Below are 20,693 nucleotides of genomic sequence, written 5' to 3'. Positions count from 1 at the left end.
CCGGTCAGCCGCCCGGGGTCGGTGCGGCGCTACCGCTCGCTGCCGGCGACGCCGGCGTGCTGGCTCCGGGCGACGGGGAGGCCGGGGCGCTCGCCCCGGGGGTCGGGGTGCTGGCTGCCCGCTGGGCCTGCTGGAAGGCGGTGAGCGCCTCGTCCAGTGCCTTCAACGCGCGCCCGTACCGCTCGAAGTCGCCCGAGGTCTGCGCGGCCCGGACCTCCGCGATGGCGGCCTGGACCCGGTTCGCCGCCTCGGCCAACTCGCCCGTCATCGGAGGCGCGGTCCCGCCCGGCGGGGTGCCCCCGGTCGGCGGCGGGGTGTCACCGGCGGGCGGTGGGGTGCCCGGGGCGGCGGCCTGCTTGCCCTGCTCGATGAGCTGTTTGATGCCGTCGGTGACGTTGTTGGCCAGCACGACGTAGGAGCCGCCGTCGCCGTAGGACATCAGCACCCGCTGCAACAGCGGCGGCGCGTTCTGCGCGGCGGTCTTCACGTAGACCGGCTCGACGTAGAGCATGCCGTCGCCGAACGGCAGGGAGAGCAGGTTGCCGTACTGCACCTGGGCCTGCTGGGACTGGAGCAGGTTGAGCTGCTGCCGGATGTTGGCGTTGTTGGTCATGGACTGGTGCACCTGCACCGGGCCGGAGATCCGGGTCTGGTCGGGCAGGTCGAGCACCTCCAGCTTCGGCTGCCCGTCGACGTACGACCCGGAGATCAGCGCGGCGAGGTTCTCCCGGCCGTTCGGGGTGACCGCCGAGGTGAGCTGGAAGCGTGGCGCCTCCTGGCCGGGGAACTGCGTGAAGAGGTAGTAGGGGGGCTGCTTCTGGCCGGTGTCGGGGGCGTCCGGCACGTTCGGCACCTGCCAGAAGTCCGTCTCCGAGTAGAAGGCGCCCGGGTCGGTCACGTGGAACCGGGTCAGCAGGTTGCGCTGCACCTTGAACAGGTCGGCCGGGTAGCGGAAGTGCTCGGCCAGTTCCGCCGGGATCTCCGCCTTCGGCACCACCAGGTCACCGCCGAACGCCTTGTTCCACGCCTTGAGCACCGGGTCGGTCTCGTCGAACTCGTAGAGCCGGACCGTGCCGTCGTACGCGTCGACGGTCGCCTTGACCGAGTTGCGGATGTAGTTGACGTTCTCCCGGGCAAGCTGGAAGGTGCCCCGCCCGGTCAGCTCGTCGGCCGTCTGCTCCTGGAGGTTGACGCGCTCCGCGTACGGGTAGGTCGCCGCCGTGGTGTAGCCGTCGATGATCCACTGGATGCGGCCGTCCACCACCGCCGGGTACGGGTCGCCGTCGAGGGTGAGGAACGGGGCGACCTTCTCCACCCGGTCGCGCGGGTTACGCACGTAGAGCAGCTTGGAGTTGTCGTTGACCGCGTCGGAGAGCAGGAAGTTCGACTCCTGCTCCTTGATCGCGTAGAGCAGCCGCCGGGTGAACGAGCCGATCTCGACGCCACCCTCACCGGTGTACGTGTAGGACTCGCCGCCCTCGCCGACCGGGCGGTCGAACTCCGCCTTCCGCTCCGGGTCGCTCTGGCCGACGATCGCGTAGTCGCTGGCGTCCATCCGCTCGCCGTAGTAGACGCGGGGCTGCTTCGCCGCGATCTGCTCGGTCTGCGAGGCGCACTGCTCGCTCGTCTGCTGGCCCTGCTGCTCCTTCTGCTGCTCCTGCGGGTCGCCGAGGAAGCCGGAGACGAAGAAGGGCTGGCCGCCGCAGACCACCCGGTTGCCGGGCGCCGCCACGAGCCCGTAGCCGTGGGTGTAGACGGTGTGCCGGTTGATCCAGGTGTTCTGCTGAGGGGTCAGCTGCCGGTAGTTGACCTCGCGGAGGCCGACCACGTAGTCCTGCACCTTGCCGTTGACGCCGTACCGGTCGACGTCCAGCTTCTCGCCGAAGTCGTAGAACTGCCGGACCTGCTGGCGCTGGGTGTACGTCTCGGAGACCAGTTGCGGGTCGAGCAGCCGGATGTTCGGCACCACGGAGGTGTCCGTGGCGAGGCTCGCCGGCGGGGTCAGGTTGCTCGCCGCGTACGGCGTGGTGGTGGCCGACTCCAGGCCGAACGCCGCGCGGGTGGCCTTGATGCTGCGCTCGATGTACGGCGCTTCCTTCTCCTTCGCGCTGGGCTTGACCTCGAAGGTCTGCACCGCCCAGGGGTAGATGCCGCCGATGGCCACGGCGGAGACGCCCAGCAGGGCCAGCGAGATGCCCGGCCAGACCAGGTTCCGCATCCAGGCGTTGGAGAAGATGATGATCGCGATCGCCACCACGATGGAGATGTACGCGAGGATCTCCTTGGCCGGCAGCAGCGCGTTGACGTCGGCGTAGCCGGCGCCGTAGACGGGGCCGTTGCCGTACTCCAGCAGCATCGCGCGCCGGTCAAGCACGTACGCGAGCGCCTTCAGCAGGACGAAGACCGCGACGAGCGTGCTCAGGTGGGCCCGGGCGGCGTTGGTCATCCGGTCGCCGACGCCCTGGAGCCGGACGCCGCCGAAGATGTAGTGCACGGCGAGCGCGCCGATCACGGAGAGCACCACCGCGGTGAAGCCCACCCCGAGCAGGTAGCGCAGGAACGGCAGCTGGAAGACGTAGAAGCCGACGTCGATGTTGAACTCCGGGTCCTTCACGCCGAAGTCCCCGCCGTTGCGGAAGAGCAGCCACTGGTTCCACCGGCTCTGTGCCGACAGCCCGGCGAAGAGGCCGACCACGGTGGCGACCAGCGCGATCCACAGGCCGAGCCGGGGGCTCAGCAGCATCCGGTAGCGCTCCAGGGTGGCCTGCTCCGGCGAGTGGGGGCGCGTACGGGGGCGCAACCGCTGGGCCAGCCAGAGGTTGCCGCCGACGATCAGCGCCATGCCCAGGCCGACGGCGAGGAAGAGCAGCAGCCGGGTCGTCAGCACCCCGGTGAAGACACCGGTGTAGCGGACCTCCTCGAACCACAGCCAGTCCGTCCAGGCCTGGACACCCCAGCCGAGCAGGGTGAAGAGCACGAACACCCCGACCAGGACACCGATCGTGACGCGTCCGCGTCGGCTCATCCTCGGCAGGGGGCTGCTGCTACGCATGACCACTGTTGGCTCCGCACGCTCGATGTGATCGGCTCCGACCAGGCACCCAGAGTACGGGGTGTTCCTGAACGTGTCGGTCCAAGGTCACGCGGTGCCGCCCGGGCGGCAGGAGCGTCGATGGAAGGCGCAGCCCGTACGGACCCGCCCGGCTGTCGCCCCGCGCGCCGGAAACCGCGGCGCACCCGGGCCAGGTGCGAGCCCGCCGGGGTGCCCGGCGGCAGCGCGCCCGGGCCCGCCGCGGCGGTGTCGGCTCTGCGGGCGTCGGTGGTCAGCAGCGGGCGGGCTGGCCCCCGGCGCGCAGGGTCTCCAGCGCGGTCAACGCCTCGTCCAGCGAGCCGACCTTCAGCAACGGCAGGCCCGGCTGCGGGTTGCGTACGGCCTCGGCGCAGTTGTCCGCCGGCACCAGGAACGCCACCGCTCCGGCGTCCTTCGCGCCCACCAGCTTCTGGGCGATGCCGCCGATGGGGCCGACCCGCCCGGAGTCGTCGATCGTGCCGGTGCCCGCGATGATCTTCCCGCCGGTCAGGTCCTCCGGCGTGAGCTTGTCGATGATGCCGAGGGCGAACATCAGGCCGGCGCTCGGCCCGCCGATGTCCTCAAGATCGATGTTGAGGGTGAACGGGTGGGGCTGCTGCTGCTCGATCTCCACGCCGATGCGGGGTCGACCGTCCTGCTCCCGGCTGGTGACCTTCGCCGTCGCGGCGGCCCCGCCACGGGTGTAGCCGATCTCCAGCGCGGTACCGGCCGGCTTCGCCCGGATCAGCTCCGTGAGGCGGGCGGCCAGCGGCACGGGCTCCCCGTCGACGGAGGTCAGCACGTCGCCGGGCTTGAGTACGCCGGCCGCCGGTCCGTCGGCGGCCACGGTCTTGACGACCACCTGCACCGGGAAGCCCAGTTCCCGCAGCGCCGCGGTCTCCGCGCTGGTCTGCGAGACGCGGAAGTCCTCCGCGTTGCGCTCCTCGACCTGCTTGCGGCTCTCCCCGGGCGGGTACACCAGTTCGCGGGGCACCACCGCCTCGTCGTCGGAGAACCAGCCCTGGATCGCCGAGCGCAGCTTGACCGAGGGCTGCACCCCGACCGTGGTCAGCCGAAGCTGGCCGGCGGAGGTGGACGTCTCCCGGCCGGTGACCTGGATGACCTCCTTGCCGTTCTCCTTGCCCAGCGTGTTGACGGTCGGCCCCGGGCCGAGCACCACGTACGGGATGGGCGCGCCGAGCACGCCGATGCTGAGCAGAGCGGTGAGCAGAGCACCGAGCAGGACGGTCACGCCGCGACGTCTCATGCGGCAGAGCGTACCGACCGGGATCCGGGCCGCCGGCGGGTGAATCGCGACTTCGCCCTCAGCGCAACGCCAGCGGCGGCTACCTGGGGCGCGGCGCGCGTACCGTAGACGTCGTGCCTGATATTCCGTTCGGTTTCGCGCTCCCGGGTGGGCAACCACCAGACCCCAACGATCCCGCGCAGATGCAGCAGTTCATGTCGCAGTTGCAGCACCTGCTCTCCGCGTCGGGCAGCGGTCCGGTCAACTGGGACCTGGCCCGCCAGGTGGCCGCCAGCCAGCTCGCCGCCTCGGGCGACCCGGCGGTGTCGCCCTTCGAGCGCAACGCGGTCGAGGAGGCGCTGCGGCTCGCCGACCTGTGGCTGGAGCCGGCCTCCGCCCTGCCGTCGGGCATCCAGACCTCGCTGGCCTGGAACCGCAACGAGTGGATCTACAAGACGCTCGACGTCTGGCGCAAGCTCTGCGACCCGGTGGCCAGCCGGATGGTCGGCGCCATGGGTGACCTGGTGCCGCCGGAGGCGCGCGCCCAGCTCGGCCCGATGCAGTCGATGGTCGCCACCCTCGGTGGCGCGCTCTTCGGCGGCCAGCTCGGTCAGGCGCTCGGCTCGCTCGCCGCGGAGGTGCTCTCCGCCGGCGACATCGGGCTGCCGCTCGGCCCGGCCGGCACGGCCGCGCTGATCCCGGCCAACATCCGGGCGTACGGCGAGGGCCTGGAGCTGCCCGAGGACGAGGTACGCCTCTACGTGGCCCTGCGCGAGGCGGCCCACCAGCGGCTCTTCCAGCACGTGCCGTGGCTGCGCGGGCACGTGCTCAACGCCGTGGAGATGTACGCCGCCGGCATCCGGGTCAACCGGGAGGCGATCGAGGAGGCGATGGGCCGGGTCGACCCGACCGACCCGGAGTCGATGCAGGCGATCGCCCTGGAGGGCATCTTCACGCCGGAGGACAGCCCGGCGCAGAAGGCCTCCCTGGCCCGGCTGGAGACCGCCCTCGCGCTGGTCGAGGGCTGGGTGTGCCACGTGGTGGACAGCGCCGCGAGCGGCCGGCTGCCCAACGTGGTGAGCCTCGGCGAGGCGTTCCGCCGCCGCCGGGCAGCCGGCGGTCCCGCCGAGCAGACCTTCGCGGCGCTGGTCGGCCTGGAGCTGCGCCCGCGCCGGCTACGCGAGGCGGCGGCGCTCTGGGCGGCGCTCACCGAACACCGGGGCATCTCCGGCCGGGACGCCCTGTGGGGTCACCCCGACCTGCTCCCCTCCGACGACGACTTCGCCGACCCGGTGGCCTTCGCGATGTCCGAGTGGGACCTCGGCGATCTGGAGAACTTCGACTTCAGCGCGCCGGGCGGCCCGGAGGAGAAGGCCCCGGGCGAGCCGGAGCAGAAGCGCCCGGACGACGGCACCGAGGACGGCGACTCCCGCCCCTGACCCGCCCCGACGACGGACGCCGCCCGACTCCCCGGAGCCGGGCGGCCCTGACCGGCGGCCCACGTCGGCGGCCCTGACCGACGTCCCAGGTCGGCGGCCCACGTCGGCGAGGGCGGTGCCGGTCAGCGGGGCTGTGCCGTGCCGGAGAGCAGTGCGCGGGTGGTCTCCCAGCCCTCCACCGCCGGGTCGAGGAAGGCCAGGTCGTCCGGCCCGCGCATGCGCCGCCAGGCAGGGGTGACCGCCAGGTCGCCGGGTCGCGGCGCCACCGCGCGCACGGCCGCGGGACGCGCGGTGTCCAGGTCCAGCGCCGGCAGCCACGCCGGTACGGGCAGCCGCGTGGCCACCCCGAGCAGCCCCGGCCCACCGCCCTCGACCGGGGCGACTGCGACCGGCCGGGTGGTGAGCGGTCGCAGCAGCTTGCCGATGGTCAGGCCCGGCACGTCCGGCGCGTCGCCGGCGATCACGGCCGCCTGGTCGTAGCCGGCGTCGGCGAGAGCGGCGAAGACGGCGTTCGGCGTCGCCTCCGGTACCTCGTACACGGTGGTGTCCGGCCAGACGACCGCGTCGGCCAACTGCCGGTCCGCCGGGGTGACCGCGACGGCCGTCTCCACCTCGTTGAGCGTGGCGAGCAGGTCGACCACGTCCTCGGCGAGCGCCGCCCGCCAGTGCGCCGGGTCGATGCCGGGCGGCGCCCAGTCCACCGGTCCGAGCAACGCCACCACCACACGTCGGGCCACCCCACGACCCTAGACCCGGAGGCCGACGGGACAGGTAGCGGGCAGCCGACAGGAGACCTGGCGGGCAGCGAACGGAAAACCTGGCGGGCAGCCGACAGGAGACCTGGCGGCCTATCCGACGGGAGACCCGATGAGCGGCCGACGGGAGACGCAGTAAGCGGCGGCGGAAGGCAGCGTCGAGATCTTGGTAAGAACAGGCCCTTTGAGGGGCCGTTTCCTACCAGGATCTCGCTGGCGCAGGTGACCGACGCATGGGATCGCGGCTGTCAGGCCGCAGCCGTCTCTTGACGAACGCGCTCCGGGCGGAGGTGACCACTACGAGGCAGTCAGTCAGCCAGCGGAGTGCCGGAGGCCGCCGCGACGCCCTCCAGGTAGCCGCGCGCCCGCTCGGACTTCGGGTAGCGCGCGACGAGCGCCCAGAACCGGGCGTTGTGGCTGGGCACGATGAGGTGCGCGAGTTCGTGCATGAGCACGTAGTCGATCACCCAGTCGGGCATGTCCTGGACGCGGTGCGAGATGCGGATCGTGCCGTCGGCCGGGGTGCAGGAGCCCCAGCGGCCGTTCTGGTTGGTGACCCAGCGGACGCTCGCCGGCACGGCCTCTGCGCCGTACTCGGCGAGGTGGAGCCTGATCAGGCGGGTGGCCCGGGCGAGCAACTCGGCGTCGGAGCGGGCGAGACGCCCCTCCCGGGCGGCGAGCCGGGCGAGCATCCGGTCGACCCACTCGCTCTCCTCGGCCCGGGAGAACTGGTCGGGAATGAGGACGACGACCCGCTCACCGTCGCGGTAGGCGGACACCGTGCGTCGCCGACGCTGGCTGCGCCGTACTTCGACGACCGGCTTCCGCGCCCCTGCCATCAGCGGGCCGCGCAGCCTCGGATTCCTGTCACGATGGAAAGCTAATGCGTACTGACCAGGGGTCCGCAAGGGTCAACACCCCGACACCCGCCCGGAAAATGGTGATTGGTCGGCAGGAGTCCCGAAAAATTCTTTGCCGGGGCCCTGCGATTCGCCGCCGTCACCCTTCGTGGCGACCGCCGGCGGGGGCGACGGGGCCGCACCGAGGGGCGGGGCGTCGCGTCCGCTGGACGCACCCACACCGTAGATGATCTCCGAAGCGTCCGCAGCTCGGGGTCCCCGCACGGGGCATCTGACCGGATTCGGTCGGCGTGTCCCCGCGAAACTGACTTATCCGACGTAATTCGCCATGCACACTCTCGACGTCGACTTGCTCACAGTGACGAAGCACAGCTGACATGGAACCGCCCAGACCTGGGTAGGGTCCGCGCACCAGCGGTCACGAGCGTGGCCGCGGGAGAACGACCCAGCGCCGGTGCCCGAGTGGCCCGCCGCCGGGAACCCCGCCGGGACGGCATCGGCCGGCGGACGAGACGAGGAGGGCACCGTGGCCGACCAGGCCCAGAGCTACAACGGTTACTGCGTCAAGTGCAAGGAGAAGCGGGACTTCGAGGGTCGCGTCGAGGTCTCGAAGACCGGGATGAACATGGCCAAGGGCAAGTGTCCGGTTTGCGGGACAACAGTGAACCGCATCCTGGGCAAGGCGAAGGTCTGACCCGTACGGATGCGTCGGAGGGGGCGGCCGTCGGCCGCCCCCTCCGGCATGTACGCGCCCGGTCCGGCGTCGCCTCGGCCACCCGGCCCACCCCGGCACTCTCGCCGACCGGCACCCCGGCCCATCCGCCGACCGGCGTGCCCGACCGCTCACCCCGGCGCGTCCGGCCACCCACTGTCGGCTCGCCGACATGGTTACCGGCTGGTTGTGGATATCCCGCGATTTTCTGTGGACAACCCTGGACAGGGCACCGCCCACCTGTGGACAACGAACGACGGTGAGCACGGACACGGTCACGATTCGTGTCATGCGTCCTGCCACGTCGCCCCGCCCCACCCTGCTGCCGGGCCTCACCCGGCTCTGGCGGAACCGCCACACTTTGCAGCTCGGCGTCGAGCCCGGCCGCGCCGTACTGCTGGAGATCGCCGATCCCCGGGCCGCCCGCCTGCTCGACCTGCTCGACGGCACCCGGAGCGAACGGCTGGTCCTGGCGCAGGCCGTGGCCGCCGAGGTGGCGCCTGACGAGGCCCGTACCCTGCTCGACGCACTGCGGGCCGCGGGTCTGGTCGTACCCGCGCACACCCTGCTGCCGAGGGACCTGGCCGGCGCGCCCCGGGCCCGGCTCACGGCCGAGGCCGAGGCGCTCGCCCTGGCCGCCGCGCGACTGCCCGGCACGCCCGCCCAGGTGCTGCGCCGGCGGCTGGCCGCCCGGGTGGTGGTCAGCGGCACCGGCCGCCTCGGCGCCCCCGTCGCCCTCGCGCTGGCCCAGGCCGGGGTCGGGCACGTGCACCCGGACCTCACCGGCCCGGTGCGACCGGCGGATCTGGTCGGCACCGGCATCCCGGCCGCCGCGCTCGGCCGTCCGCTCGCCCGGGCGGTACGCGACGCCGTCGAGCGGGCCGCCCCCGGCACGGGCACGGGTGTCCCACGGCGGGCCGGGTCGACCTGGTCGTCCAGCTCGGTACGGAGCGACCCGCCGCCCTGCTCGCCGCCGGTCACGCCCAGCGCCGTCAGCCCCACCTGCTGCTCGGCCTGCGGGAGGGCGTGCCCGTGGTCGGCCCGCTCGTCCGCCCGCCGACCGGCCCCTGCCTGCACTGCCTCGACCTGCACCGGGCCGACCGCGACCCGGACTGGCCGGCGCTCGCCGCCCAGCTCGCCACGGGCGCCGGCGAGCAGGCGTGCGCCACGGCGACCCTCCTGGCGGCCGTGGCGTACGCGACGGCCGAGGCGCTGGCCCAGCTCGACGGGGGCGTCCCGGAGACCCTGGGTTGCGCCGTGGAGATCGCCGGGGCGGGGCGGTTCCGCCGCAGGACGTGGCCGCCGCACCCCTCCTGCGGATGCTCCCTGCGGCGGCGATGAGGGCCCCCTGGTGCGGGGATGGGCAGCCAGCCCGGCGGCAGAGCAGCCGCGGGCCCCCGGAGTCGGTAACAATGGCCGGGTGACCGACATCCCGCGCCGGGCCGTGTCCCGGACCGCCAAGCTCGCCGCTCTGCCGCTCGGCTTCGCCGGTCGGACCGTCCTCGGCATGGGTAAGCGCGTCACCGGGCTCGCCTCCGACGTGATCTCCGCCGAGATCCAGCAACGCACCGCCGAGCAGCTCTTCAGCGTGTTGGGGCAGCTCAAGGGCGGTGCGATGAAGTTCGGCCAGGCGCTGTCGGTCTTCGAGGCCGCCCTGCCCGAGGAGATCGCCGCCCCCTACCGGCAGGCCCTGACCAAGCTCCAGGAGGCCGCGCCGCCGCTGCCGGTGGCCAGCGTGCACAAGGTGCTCGCCGAGCAGCTCGGGCCGGACTGGCGGGACCGGTTCGTGGAGTTCGACGACACCCCCGCCGCCGCGGCCAGCATCGGCCAGGTGCACCGGGCGGTGTGGCGGGAGCCGGGCTACGGTCCCTCCGGCGCGCCGAACACCCGCGACGTCGCCGTCAAGATCCAGTACCCGGGCGCCGGTGACGCCCTCCTCGCCGATCTCAAGCAGCTCTCCCGGCTCGGTGGGATGTTCCGGGCGATCCAACCCGGGCTGGACGTCAAGCCGCTCCTGGTCGAGCTGCGGGAACGCATCACCGAGGAGCTGGATTACGAGCTGGAGGCCGAGTCGCAGCGGGCCTTCGCCGCCGCGTACGCGGACGATCCGGAGATCTTCATCCCGGCGGTGGTCTCGGCCTCGCCCCGGGTCCTGGTCACCGAGTGGGTCGAGGGCACCCCGCTCGCGGAGATCATCCGGGAGGGCACGGAGGAGCAGCGCGACGAGGCCGGCCGGCTGATGGCCATCCTGCACCTGTCCGCACCGCAGCGGGCCGGGCTGCTGCACGCCGACCCGCATCCGGGCAACTTCCGGCTGCTGGCGGACGGCCGGCTGGGCGTGATCGACTTCGGCGCGGTGGCCCGGATGCCGGAGGGTACGCCCGAGCCCATCGGTCGCATCGCCGCGCTGGCGCTGCGGGGCGACGCCGCCGAGGTGGTCGCGGGCCTGCGCGCGGAGGGCTTCATCGGTTCCACCGAGGAGATCGACGCCGAGGCGGTGCTCGACTTCCTGCGTCCGATGCTGGAGCCGATCGCCGCCGACGAGTTCCGGTTCACCCGGGCCTGGCTGCGCACGGAGGCGACCCGGCTGGCCAGTCCCCGCTCCCCCGCGTACCAGTTGAGCCGGCAGCTCAACCTGCCGCCGTCGTACCTGCTCATCCACCGGGTGACGCTCGGCTCGATCGGTGTGCTCTGCCAGCTGGAGGCGAAGGCGCCCTACCGGGGCGTCCTGGAGCGCTGGCTGCCCGGCTTCGCCCCGTCGGCCGGCCAGCCCTCGGCCGGCGGCTGACCGTAGGCCGCACGGCAGCGCGACAGGCCGGCGAGACGGCAGACCGACAACCGGGCCGGCGGAGCCGGGCGCGACCGCCGAGCCGCCTGGCGGAACGGCCGGCCGGCTGCGGAGCGGGCGCGAATCGGGCGCGGGAAAGGGCGCGAACGCGCCGAGGGGCGGTGACCGGGTCTCGGTCACCGCCCCTCGGCTCTCGGTGGGTACTAGAGAACGCCCAGCTCGCGCGCAGCCTGGGTACGGCTGTTCATCGCGACGGTACGGGCGGAAAGGGTTGCCTCAGTGCTCGTGGTGGTACGACCGGCCTGAGGCCGGCGCATTCGAGCCCGGGACAACGCTTCGTGAAGTAGTTGCATCTCGGCGACTCCGTCAAGAACGTTCAGCATCGTGGTCAGCTCTCTCGTCGCCGGCGTGACACCGGCGTGGGTGGGTTGGATCGGGTGCATGTCAGGCCGCCAGCCGGACCGTGGTACGCGACTCGGACAGCCCACTGGCCGCCAGTCGCGCCTCGGCCTCGACCCGGAGCGCCGCGTCGCGTGCGAGGTCCTCCTTGCGCGGACGGCCACGGGGCCGCTTGCGCGGGACGACCGCGCCACGCTCGAAGATCTCGCCGCCCCAGACGCCCCAGGGCTCGGCCCGCTCCACCGCCCCGGCCAGGCACTCGACGCGCAGCGGGCAGTCCCCGCAGAGCGACTTGGCCAGCTCGAGCTCGGCGGGCGAGTCGGAGAACCACAGGTCGGGGTCGAACTTCCGGCAGGGCAGGTTCGCCTCCACCTCGACGCTCACGTCGAGCGGGGCCAACGCCAGACTCATCGCCCGGTCACCTCTCTCTCACTTCGATCTCGTGGATCGCGTTTCCGACATACTTGGCGGGCAAAAAACTGAGGCCGCGGATCCCGGTAGCGGGTTCCGCGGCCTCGAGGTGAGCCGGTGTCTGAAGATCAGACGCGTCTACCTCGAGGTGGAACTCCGCGGACGTCCATGTGACGCTTGACAGCATCGACGTCCTTGCCCGTGAAGCCACTGGTCCCCCGGGTCCCGTTCGGTGCGGTGGCAAGGATCAGCTCGGCCTGAGCCTCGACCCGCTGCACCTGGGAAACCGACGGTCGCGCAGCGGCGAGGGCCACCGGGACAGCCGACAGTGGAGCGACGGCAGCGGGCAGCGCCGCCGGACGCTCGCAGTTGTAGACGATCTCCATCGGTGCCACCTCCTCTGACGTTCACTCGTGCCGATACGGTCTCTACCCCTCGTGAGCAGCCAGAATGGCGCCGCTCGCGAGGTGTGCCATGAGGCTATTCCTCGTCACGGGGCGAGGGCAAACGAATTTACGGCGAGATTTCGAAAGTTTTCTCCGGGCAGATCTCGTCGACCGCCGCGCCCGCCACCAGCGCCAGCACCGCCTCCCCGTACAGGCCGAGTTTCCGGGGCCCGATGCCGGCGATCGCGATCAGCTCCTCCGCCCGGCCGGGGCGCCGCTCCGCGAGCGCGACCAGGGTGGCGTCGGTGAAGACCACATAGGCCGGTACCCGCTGCCCACCGGCCACCCGCTGGCGCCACTCGCGCAGCCGTTCGTGCAGCTCCTCGTCGATGTCGGAGGGGCAGGTGGGGCAGCGACCGAGCTTGCGGTCCGGCCCGGCGAGCAGGGTGGCGCCGCAGATCCGGCAGGAAACGATCTGGGTCCGGCGACGCTCCGGCCGCCGCGCCGCCGACGAGGCCCCGGCCCGCTCGGTCCCGCCGGAGCGGTCGAGCTGCGGCAGGAAGCGCGAGGGCCGCCGGGCCCGCCCGCCCGGGGACCGGGCCGAGGCGTACGACAGCCAGAGCCACTCCCGCGCCCGGGTGACGCCGACGTAGAGCAGCCGGCGCTCCTCCTCAACCTGTTCCGCGGTCTTGGCGTACGTGGTGGGCAGGGTGCCCTCGGAGAGGCCGACCAGGAAGACGGCGTCCCACTCCAGGCCCTTGGCGGAGTGCAGCGAGGCCAGGGTCACCCCGTCGACGGTCGGCACGTGCTGCGCGGCGGCCCGGCGGGCCAGCTCGTCGTTGAAGTCGGCCAGGGTGACCGGGCGCTCGACCGAGGCGGCCGGCCCGATCGGCACGACCTGCGGGGTGGCCGCGTACTCCTCGGCGAGTTGCACCAGCGCGGCGAGCGCCTCCCACCGCTCGCGGGCGGCGCCACCGGCGGGGGCCGCGTCGGGGGCCCAGCCGACCGCGGCGAGTGCCTCCACCACGGCGAGGGGCAGCGGGGTCTCCCCGGGGATCGAGCGGGTGGCGGCGCGCAGGGCGACCATCGCCTGCCGGACCTCGGCGCGTTCGAAGAACCGCTCCGCCCCCTGCACCACGTACGGCACCTGCGCCTCGGTCAGCGCCTTCTCGTACGCCTCGGACTGCGCGTTGGTCCGGAACAACACGGCGATCTCCCGCGCCGGGGTGCCGGCGTCGACCAGCGCCCGGCAGCGGGCGGCCACGGCGTTGGCCTCGGCCGGCTCGTCGGTGAAGATCCGCAGCTCCGGTTCGGGGCCGGGCGGGCGCTGGCCGACCAGCTCCAGGCGCAGCCGCGCCTCGGCGCCCCGCGCCTGGGAGATCACCGCGTTGGCCAGCCCGACGACCTGCGGGGTGGAGCGGTAGTCGCGGACCAGGCGGACCACCGTCGCGCCCCGGTAGCGGCGCGGGAAGTCGACCAGGTAGGACGAGGTGGCCCCCGTGAACGAGTAGATCGTCTGGCTGGCGTCGCCGACCACGGTCAGGTCGTCCCGCCCGCCCAGCCAGGCGTCCAGCAGCCGCTGCTGGAGGGGGTTGACGTCCTGGTACTCGTCGACGACGAAGTGCCGGTACTGGGCGCGGACCTGCTCGGCGACGTCCCGGTGCTCCTCGATCCCCCAGACCGCCGCGCGCAGCATGTCCTCGAAGTCGATCACCCCGTTCGACCGCTTGAGCCGCTCGTACGCCGCGAAGACCTCGGCGACGCGGGCCGGCTCGTGCGGGGTGTCGCGCATCGCCTTGGCCGCCGCGACGACGTACTCCCCCGGCTCCACGAGCGACGACTTGGCCCACTCGATCTCGCCGGCCAGGTCCCGGGCGGCCGCCCGGTCGGTACGCAGACCGGCCTTGGCCGCGGCGAGGGTGACCAGCCGGACCTTGCTGTCCAGCAGCTCGGGCATGGCCCGCCCCTCCAGCAGGCGGGGCGCGAAGTAGCGCACCTGGCGCAACGCGGCGGCGTGGAACGTCCGCGCCTGCACGCCGCCCACCCCGAGCGCGGTGAGCCGGGCCCGCATCTCGGCGGCGGCGCGGGCCGTGAAGGTCACCGCGAGCACGTGCCGGGCGGAGATCTCCCCGGAGAGCGCCCGGTGGGCGATCCGGGAGGTGACCGCGCGGGTCTTGCCGGTGCCGGCGCCGGCCAGGACGCAGACCGGGCCGGCGGGGGCGGTCACCGCCGACCGCTGCTCCGGGTCGAGCCCGACGAGCACACGTTCGGATGCCGAGTGAACCGCCACAGCGAGGAATTGTCTCAGCTCCGCCGGACGTTGCAGCGATTAGCCTGGGCTTGACCGGCAAGCCGCCGGGCGGACCGTTGGAGGACCAGAACCATGCTGACGATGTATTCCACCCCCTGGTGCGGCTACTGCCACCGGCTGAAGTCGCAGCTCGACCGGGAGGGCATCGGCTACGAGGTGGTCGACATCGAGCAGGACCCGAAGGCCGCGGAGTTCGTGATGAGCGTCAACGGCGGCAACCAGACGGTCCCGACGCTGCGTTTCGCCGACGGCAGCGCCCTGACCAATCCCTCGATCGTCCAGGTCAAGCAGCACCTGGCCACGATCGACGCCTGACCGGACACACCACGGACGACGAGCGGCCGCCCACCCGGGCCGGCCGCTCGTCGCGTACCGCCGGGTGGTCCCGGCGACGACGGAGGCCGGCGGCTCACCGCCGCGGCGGTGTGGTGCGGACCACCTCCTGGCCCCCGGCGGCGGGCCGGTCGGCAGGGGCGGGCCCGGCGGTGGGCCGGCGGGGGGCGGGGATCCGCACGGGCGGCGGCGGGCTGAGCGTGCGGCCGTGCCAGAGGTAGCCGCCGGCGAGCAGGGTGGCCACCCCGATCAGGGCGAACAGGACGCGGTAGTCCAGCACCCCGACGAGCAGCGCCCCCGCCCCGATGGAGAGTGCCTGCGGGCCGCTGACCACGGCCTCCGACGCGGCGGCGACCCGGCCGAGCAGGGCCGACGGGGTACGCCGCTGGATCAGCGTGTGCAGCCCGACCATCGTCAGCGGTAGCGACACCCCGGCCAGCAGCACCGCGACGAAGCCGAGCCAGAGGTTCGGGTGGACCAGGGCCAGCGAGGCCGGCCCGAAGAACGCCACCCCGGCGGCGAGCGTGCCCACCTCCCCGGCGCGGCGCACGACGGCCGGCGAGAGCAACCCGCCGACCAGCCCGCCGATGCCCTGCACGGTGACCAGCACGCCGACGAACGCGGCGTCGCGGCGGAGCCCCTGATCGACGTACGCGAAGATCAACGACTCGCTGAAGCCCATGGCCAGCGACCCCAGCCCGTAGCCGAGCAGCGCTCGGCGCAGCGCCGGTTCCCCGGCCAGGTGCCGCAGCCCCGCGCCCACCTCGGCCGGCCAGCGCAGGGCGGGTCCGGTCGGCGGTGTCTCGGTCGTGCGGAGCAGGCCCACGACGACGGCCGCCGACAGGAAGCCGACCATCCCGATGACCGCCAGCACCCAGCCGCCGACGGCGGCGTAGAGCCCGGCGCCGGCCAGCGGGCCGATCAGGCGCAGCCCCTGGCGCACGGTCTGGAGCACGCCGTTCGCCTCGGCCAGCAGGTCCACCGGCACGATCTGGCGGATCAGGCCGCTGAGCACCGCGCTGAGGGTGATGTACGACAGGCCGTACAGGGCCGCCACCACGTAGATGACCCACACGTCGGTCCGGTCGCGCACCGCGAGGAGCGGGGTGAGCAGTACGGCCGTCACCAGGTTCGCCGCCACGAAGAAGGGGCGGCGGGGATAGCGGTCGACGATCCACCCCACCAGCGGGGCCAGGGTCATCGGGGCGATGACCGCGAAGATGGTGGCGCCGGCCAGCCCGTCCGACCCGGTCAGGTCCTTCACCCAGATGGCGAGGGCCAGCAGCAGGATCGATTCGGCGGCCATGCTGGCGAGCAGGCCGCCGAAGAGCAGGCGGAAATCCGGGCGGCGCAGGACGGTGCGCATGGGGTCCCTCCGACGGGGGTGGTGCGCGGCGTGGCGCGATCGGGGTGTGGCGCGGGCGGGGTCTGGCGTGGGTGGGCCGACGGCGCCGTACCGGACGCCGCGTCCCTCCACGGTCCTCTTTTCTGCGAGACACGCCCCCCACCGGGACCTCCGGCGGGAGGCGCGCCGTCCATACTGACCGTGGGGGGCGAATTTCATACAGTTACCGTCGCGTCTGCGGCGGTCCACGGGAAAGAGGACGTCGTGCCTCCTGCCTCACCGAGCCCGATCCTGCGCCGTCGCAGGCTGGGCACCGAACTGCGCCGGTTGCGCGAGGCCGCGGGTCTCACGGGAGATCAGGTCATCGAGCGGATCGGCTGGGCGTCCGCGTCCAAGTTGTCCCGTCTGGAGAACGGCCGCAGCCGCCCGGACCCGGACGACGTCCGTGTGCTGCTGGATCTCTACGGCGCCGACGAGGCGGTGCGCCAGGAACTCCTGGGCATCACGCGGGAGGCCGGTGACATCCGCGGCTGGCTGCGGAACTACCCGGTGATGACCCAGCAGCAGCGCAGCTTCGCCGAGCTGGAGGCGGGCTGTGCGGAGATCTCGGAGTACAACCCCGTCCTGGTGCCGGGCCTGCTCCAGACGCCGGGCTACGCGTCGGTGCGGATCGCCTCGGCCCGGCAGGTCGGCGACGAGGCCGGCGAGCCGGAGGCCGGGGAGGACATCGGCACCGAGGTGCAGGCCCGGCTGGCCCGCCAGTCGCTGCTCACCCGCGCGGGCGACCCGCCCCGCTACACGGCGGTGCTGGAGGAGGCGGCGCTCGGCTGCCGGGCCGGGCCCCCGGAGGTGTTGCGGGAGCAGCTCGTCCAGCTCTGCGAGCTGGCGATGCTGCCGAACGTCACGCTGCACGTGCTGCCGCGCGACACGCAGATCGGCAACTGGTACCTGCCGCCGACCGCGTTCTCGGTCTACCGGTTCGCGGATCCGCTCGATCCGGAGACGCTGGCGATCGAAGGTGGGTTCACCGACGTCATGTCAACCGATACAAACACCCTAAACCGCTATAAAGTGGTGTTTGAGTGGCTATGCATGGCGGCACTCTCCGAGTCGGAAACCCTCTCCTGGCTGATCGAAGCGACGGGACGGCTGCCCGGCACGGCGACCGCGCCCACGGTGGCGTACGGGTCGGCAACGGCGCCGACCCAACGCCGCCGGCACTCCGGGCGCCTGACGGATCGGTGAGCACGGGGGGACCACCGTCGGGTCGTGCGGCGCCACTCGTTCCATCGGAGCAGTTCACCTCAGGAGTGGCACGATGAACGAGATCCGCAACATGCCGTCCGTGATCGACCAGCTCGCGGACGCCCCGTGGCGTAAGAGCACGCGCAGCCAGACCTCGAACTGCGTGGAGGTCGCACCACTGAGGACCGGGCCGGCCGCGGTGGCCCTGCGGGACAGCAAGGACCAGAGCGGTCCGGTGCTGCTGTTCAACCGGGCGGGCTGGCTGGGCTTCATCGCCGGCGCGAAGACCGGACAGTTCGATCTGAACTGATCCGTCGCGCGTCGCGGGGCCGCCGGCAGTGTGCCGGCGGCCCCGTCGCGTCTGCGCCGTTCCACCCCGCCGACCAGGCATCCGATGATCGGATGAGGCTCCGAACCAATCGTCGCGTTTCACTTGATGAGACTGCCGTGCGGCGTAACATGACGGCAGAGTGACGTGGAACTTCCACCCGTTCCCCACCGTCGCGACTCATCCGGAGACCCGCATGCGGTTCCTGATCGTTCGCACCGACATCCGCGCCGCCGCCGACGTCGACATCGCCGCCGCCTGGGCGTGCGGCGGCCGTCTGCGGGACGAGACCACCGCGCCCGAGCCGCGCCGACAGATCGTGCACGCCGAGGAGCGCGACGCCGCGCTGCTACTGGCCCGGGCCCTCGCCACCGTCGGCGCCGTCCGCTCCGGGAAGCAACGGGTCAAGGTCCTCCCGCTCGACGAGCCGGGCTGCGGCTCGGTTGCCGCACCCGACGACCGCGGCAGCTGACCCGCACCCCAAGACGTCCGTCGTGGTCGGACCGGCTCCCCCGCCGTGCTCCTTGCCCCAGCCGGCCACGACGGCCCGTGTTCCCGGTCCGTGACCGTCGCGGCAACGGCGGCCACGGGCCGGGACCGCACGACCTCCCGGCCCGGCGGGACACCCGCGTGCACGGCCACCGGACCCCGCCGCCGATCATCCGGCGCTCCACGCCGGACCCGCCACGGTCCACCGGGCTCGCCGGCGGGACCGGCTCAGCAGTGCCCGTCGAGCCAGCGGTGGATGAGGAAGAGCGCGATCGACGACGGCGGCGGCAGCACCAGCCGGGCGCCGCCGACCTGCACCGGCCGTCCCGCCAGGGCCGCACCGATCTCCCTGCGGGAGAACCACCGGGCGTACGCGATCTCCGTCGGGTCCACCTGCACCGGGTGCTCCGGATCCGCGGTGGCGAGGAACCCGAGCATCAGCGAGCCGGGGAACGGCCAGGCCTGGCTGCCCGCGTACGAGATGCCCTCGATCGGGACGCCGACCTCCTCGCGGACCTCGCGCAGCACCGCCGCCTCGGCCGACTCCCCCGGTTCGACGAAGCCGGCCAGGCAGGAGAACCGCCGCTCGCCGTCGGTGTGTGGCCACGTGGCGTTGTTGCCGAGCAGGCAGCGCCCGTCCAGACCGGGGACGCCGTCGTGCACCAGCACGATCATCGCCGGATCGGTACGCGGCCAGAGGCGATCCCCGGCCGGATCCACCCGGGACCAGCCGGCCTCGTCCACCTCCGTTGGGTGCCCGGTGGCCGACGAGTAGCGGTGCCGCAGGTGCCAGTTGAGCAGCGCCAGCGCGGTGGTGAACAGCCCGGCGTCGCGGTCGCCCAGCAGGTGCCCGACCTCGCGCAGGTGTGCCGCCCGGGCCCCCGGCACCGCCGGCAGCGGGGCGTCCAGGGCGAAGACCGGCACCCCGTCCGGCTCGACGCCGAGGAACATCGGTGCCGCCGGCTCCGGCAGCCCGGCCGGGTCGAGCAGCACCAGCGTCGGCGGCGACGCCTCGGTACGCACCAACGTCCGGCCGCCGTCGCCGGAGTCGAGCACCAGCACCCGGGCCTGGCTCCACGCCTGCGCCAACCACGCCGGGTCGGTACGCCGGTGCGCCGCCCGGTCCAGGGTGGAACGGGCCAGCGGCGGCGCGACCTCCCCGTTCACGGTCGTGCCGGCTCGGTGGTGACCGGGGACAGCGCCGCCAACTGCGGGGCGATCCGTTCGGCGTCGCCCAGCACCACGGTGGCGGCGCGGGCCGGGGCGAGGTAGCGGGCCGCCGCCTCCGCCACCTCCGCCACGGTCGCCCCGGCCAGTCGTGCGGCGTGCTCGGCGAGGAAGTCCAGCCGCAGCCCGCTGCCGGCGTACGCACTGGTCAGCGAGGCGAGCCCGGCCTGGGTGGAGATCCCCAGCTGGAGGGTGCCGAGGGCGTACTGACGGGCCTGCTCCAGCTCGTCCTCGCGGGGCGCGAGAGTGGCCAGCCGACCGAGTTCGTACGTCGTCTCCAGCAGCGCCGGCCCGGTGACCTCGGTGGCCACGTCGACGGCGGCGACCAGCACCGACCCGGCCACCGAGTGCTCGACGACGGAGTGCCCGCCGTACGTGTAGCCCTTGTCCTCGCGGATGTTCTCCACCCAGCGGGAGGAGAAGTAGCCGCCGAAGATCAGGTTGGCCAGTTGCAGCGCGGCGTGGTCGGGGTGGGTACGCGGCACCGCCGGCAGCGCCATCCGCAGCGAGGACTGCACCGATCCCGGGCGGTCGACCAGCAGCAGCGGCCCGGGCTCCAGCGGCGGGGCGGGCGGCAGGTCGGCGGTGTGCCCCGCGCCGTTCCATCCCGACAGAGCCTTCTCGGCCGCGTCCAGCGCCCGATCCGGCTGCACGTCGCCGACCAGCACCAGCACCGCGTCGGCGGGGTGGACGCGCTGGGCGTGCAGGGTCCGCAGCACTCCCGGCCGGACCGCCCGGACCGCCTCCGGTTCGGGGGTCTGCACCGCGTACGGGTGCGTGCCGTAGATCCGCCGCAGCAGCGCGGTGCGGGCCAGGTGCGCCGGTTGGCTCCGCGCCACCTGGATCCGGTCGACCAGCCGGTCGCGCTCCGTGGCGACGTCGTCGTTGGGGTAGCTGGCGTCGGTCAGCACCTCGGCGAGGATCTCCAGCATCCGGTCCAGCCCGGTGACCAGCGCGGCGCCGGAGAGCATCAGCCGGTCCGGGTCGATCCCTGCGGAGAGCCCGCCGCCGACCCGCTGCAACTCGGCCGCGATCCGCACGCCGGACATGGTCCGCGTGCCGGAGAGCAGGGTCTGCGCGAGCATCGCGCCCCGGGCGAGGTGGGCGCGGCCGAACGGCATCCACAGCCGCACCTCCACCAGCGGCACCGCCGGCCGGCGTACGACGATCACGGTGAGCCCGTTGCCCAGCGTGCGCTCGGCCTGCTTCGGCAGCTTGAGCCTGCGGTTCGGGCCGAGCGGCGGCAGCTCCCGCGGCGCGGCCTGTGCGGTTGCCGTCGTCACCGGCCCTCCTTCGTTCGCGACTGCGGGGCTCGCAAAACCGGCTCACTCCTCGCGCTCACCGAACCA

The 20,693-nt window shown here is 73.2% G+C and carries 17 protein-coding genes and 1 pseudogene; 8 read left to right on the top strand and 10 right to left on the bottom strand.

Going from position 1 to position 20,693, the window contains the following annotated elements:
- Positions 1 to 4 precede the first annotated feature (4 nt).
- Positions 5 to 3,052 (bottom strand): UPF0182 family protein, encoded by a 3,048-nt coding sequence (locus ACGFIR_RS19555; protein ID WP_392998789.1) that lies wholly within the window; start codon positions 3,050 to 3,052, stop codon positions 5 to 7.
- A 271-nt stretch (positions 3,053 to 3,323) separates the two neighbouring features.
- Positions 3,324 to 4,337, bottom strand: coding sequence for a PDZ domain-containing protein (locus tag ACGFIR_RS19550; protein ID WP_392998787.1), 1,014 nt, complete (start codon positions 4,335 to 4,337; stop codon positions 3,324 to 3,326).
- Between the two features lie 113 nt (positions 4,338 to 4,450).
- On the opposite strand from ACGFIR_RS19550, the gene ACGFIR_RS19545 reads away from it, so the two are divergent.
- Positions 4,451 to 5,755 (top strand): zinc-dependent metalloprotease, encoded by a 1,305-nt coding sequence (locus ACGFIR_RS19545; protein WP_392998785.1) that lies wholly within the window; start codon positions 4,451 to 4,453, stop codon positions 5,753 to 5,755.
- 122 nt (positions 5,756 to 5,877) lie between these two features.
- Here the strand turns inward: ACGFIR_RS19545 and ACGFIR_RS19540 are convergent, their stop codons facing one another.
- Positions 5,878 to 6,492, bottom strand: coding sequence for a hypothetical protein (locus ACGFIR_RS19540; RefSeq protein ID WP_392998783.1), 615 nt, complete (start codon positions 6,490 to 6,492; stop codon positions 5,878 to 5,880).
- Between the two features lie 326 nt (positions 6,493 to 6,818).
- On the bottom strand, positions 6,819 to 7,349 hold the full coding sequence (locus ACGFIR_RS19535; RefSeq protein ID WP_392998781.1) for a M48 family metallopeptidase: 531 nt from the start codon (positions 7,347 to 7,349) through the stop codon (positions 6,819 to 6,821).
- Positions 7,350 to 7,896: 547 nt separating this feature from the next.
- Between ACGFIR_RS19535 and ACGFIR_RS19530 the strand changes: the two genes are divergently transcribed.
- The 3 genes and pseudogenes from ACGFIR_RS19530 (at position 7,897) to ACGFIR_RS19520 (ending at position 10,870) form a co-directional block, all read left to right on the top strand.
- The gene (locus ACGFIR_RS19530; RefSeq protein ID WP_199714804.1) at positions 7,897 to 8,064 is read left to right on the top strand and encodes a DUF5679 domain-containing protein; all 168 of its coding nucleotides are present in this window, start codon (positions 7,897 to 7,899) and stop codon (positions 8,062 to 8,064) included.
- A gap of 307 nt (positions 8,065 to 8,371) precedes the next feature.
- Positions 8,372 to 9,423 (top strand): annotated as a pseudogene (locus tag ACGFIR_RS19525) (TOMM precursor leader peptide-binding protein).
- 79 nt (positions 9,424 to 9,502) lie between these two features.
- Complete coding sequence (locus ACGFIR_RS19520; protein ID WP_392998777.1) at positions 9,503 to 10,870, top strand: ABC1 kinase family protein; 1,368 nt, start codon at positions 9,503 to 9,505, stop codon at positions 10,868 to 10,870.
- 444 nt (positions 10,871 to 11,314) lie between these two features.
- On the opposite strand, the gene ACGFIR_RS19515 is transcribed toward ACGFIR_RS19520, so the two are convergent.
- The 3 genes from ACGFIR_RS19515 to ACGFIR_RS19505 all read right to left on the bottom strand — a co-directional run bounded on the left by ACGFIR_RS19515 (position 11,315) and on the right by ACGFIR_RS19505 (position 14,356).
- A complete protein-coding gene (locus ACGFIR_RS19515; RefSeq protein ID WP_088998544.1) occupies positions 11,315 to 11,680 on the bottom strand; it encodes a WhiB family transcriptional regulator in 366 nt (121 codons plus the stop codon).
- A gap of 128 nt (positions 11,681 to 11,808) precedes the next feature.
- Entirely contained in the window at positions 11,809 to 12,066 is a 258-nt protein-coding gene (locus tag ACGFIR_RS19510; protein WP_393146317.1) for a hypothetical protein, read from the bottom strand.
- 127 nt (positions 12,067 to 12,193) lie between these two features.
- Positions 12,194 to 14,356, bottom strand: a complete 2,163-nt coding sequence (locus tag ACGFIR_RS19505) for an ATP-dependent DNA helicase UvrD2 (protein ID WP_393146315.1) — start codon at positions 14,354 to 14,356, stop codon at positions 12,194 to 12,196.
- Between the two features lie 93 nt (positions 14,357 to 14,449).
- Here ACGFIR_RS19505 and ACGFIR_RS19500 point away from each other — a divergent pair, with 93 nt between their 5' ends.
- Positions 14,450 to 14,692: a mycoredoxin gene (locus tag ACGFIR_RS19500; protein WP_210832370.1), complete on the top strand. Its 243-nt coding sequence runs from the start codon at positions 14,450 to 14,452 to the stop codon at positions 14,690 to 14,692.
- Between the two features lie 94 nt (positions 14,693 to 14,786).
- On the opposite strand, the gene ACGFIR_RS19495 is transcribed toward ACGFIR_RS19500, so the two are convergent.
- Positions 14,787 to 16,274: an MFS transporter gene (locus ACGFIR_RS19495; RefSeq protein ID WP_393146313.1), complete on the bottom strand. Its 1,488-nt coding sequence runs from the start codon at positions 16,272 to 16,274 to the stop codon at positions 14,787 to 14,789.
- 45 nt (positions 16,275 to 16,319) lie between these two features.
- Between ACGFIR_RS19495 and ACGFIR_RS19490 the strand changes: the two genes are divergently transcribed.
- The 3 genes from ACGFIR_RS19490 to ACGFIR_RS19480 all read left to right on the top strand — a co-directional run bounded on the left by ACGFIR_RS19490 (position 16,320) and on the right by ACGFIR_RS19480 (position 18,100).
- On the top strand, positions 16,320 to 17,300 hold the full coding sequence (locus ACGFIR_RS19490) for a helix-turn-helix domain-containing protein (RefSeq protein WP_393146311.1): 981 nt from the start codon (positions 16,320 to 16,322) through the stop codon (positions 17,298 to 17,300).
- Positions 17,301 to 17,373: 73 nt separating this feature from the next.
- Positions 17,374 to 17,610: a DUF397 domain-containing protein gene (locus tag ACGFIR_RS19485; RefSeq protein ID WP_392998767.1), complete on the top strand. Its 237-nt coding sequence runs from the start codon at positions 17,374 to 17,376 to the stop codon at positions 17,608 to 17,610.
- Positions 17,611 to 17,824: 214 nt separating this feature from the next.
- Positions 17,825 to 18,100 carry a hypothetical protein gene (locus tag ACGFIR_RS19480; RefSeq protein ID WP_392998765.1) on the top strand — a complete coding sequence of 92 codons (276 nt, stop codon included), beginning with the start codon at positions 17,825 to 17,827 and terminating at the stop codon, positions 18,098 to 18,100.
- Between the two features lie 245 nt (positions 18,101 to 18,345).
- Here the strand turns inward: ACGFIR_RS19480 and nudC are convergent, their stop codons facing one another.
- Both nudC and ACGFIR_RS19470 read right to left on the bottom strand, forming a co-directional pair.
- Complete coding sequence (gene nudC, locus ACGFIR_RS19475; RefSeq protein WP_393146309.1) at positions 18,346 to 19,284, bottom strand: NAD(+) diphosphatase; 939 nt, start codon at positions 19,282 to 19,284, stop codon at positions 18,346 to 18,348.
- A complete protein-coding gene (locus ACGFIR_RS19470) occupies positions 19,281 to 20,627 on the bottom strand; it encodes a M16 family metallopeptidase (protein ID WP_392998761.1) in 1,347 nt (448 codons plus the stop codon). The genes nudC and ACGFIR_RS19470 overlap by 4 nt, the downstream gene beginning before the upstream one ends.
- Between the last annotated feature and the right edge of the window lie 66 nt (positions 20,628 to 20,693).

It is taken from the genome of Micromonospora sp. NPDC049051 (assembly GCF_043197575.1).
Lineage (GTDB): Bacteria > Actinomycetota > Actinomycetes > Mycobacteriales > Micromonosporaceae > Micromonospora.
This window is presented reverse-complemented; position numbering and strand designations above follow the sequence as displayed.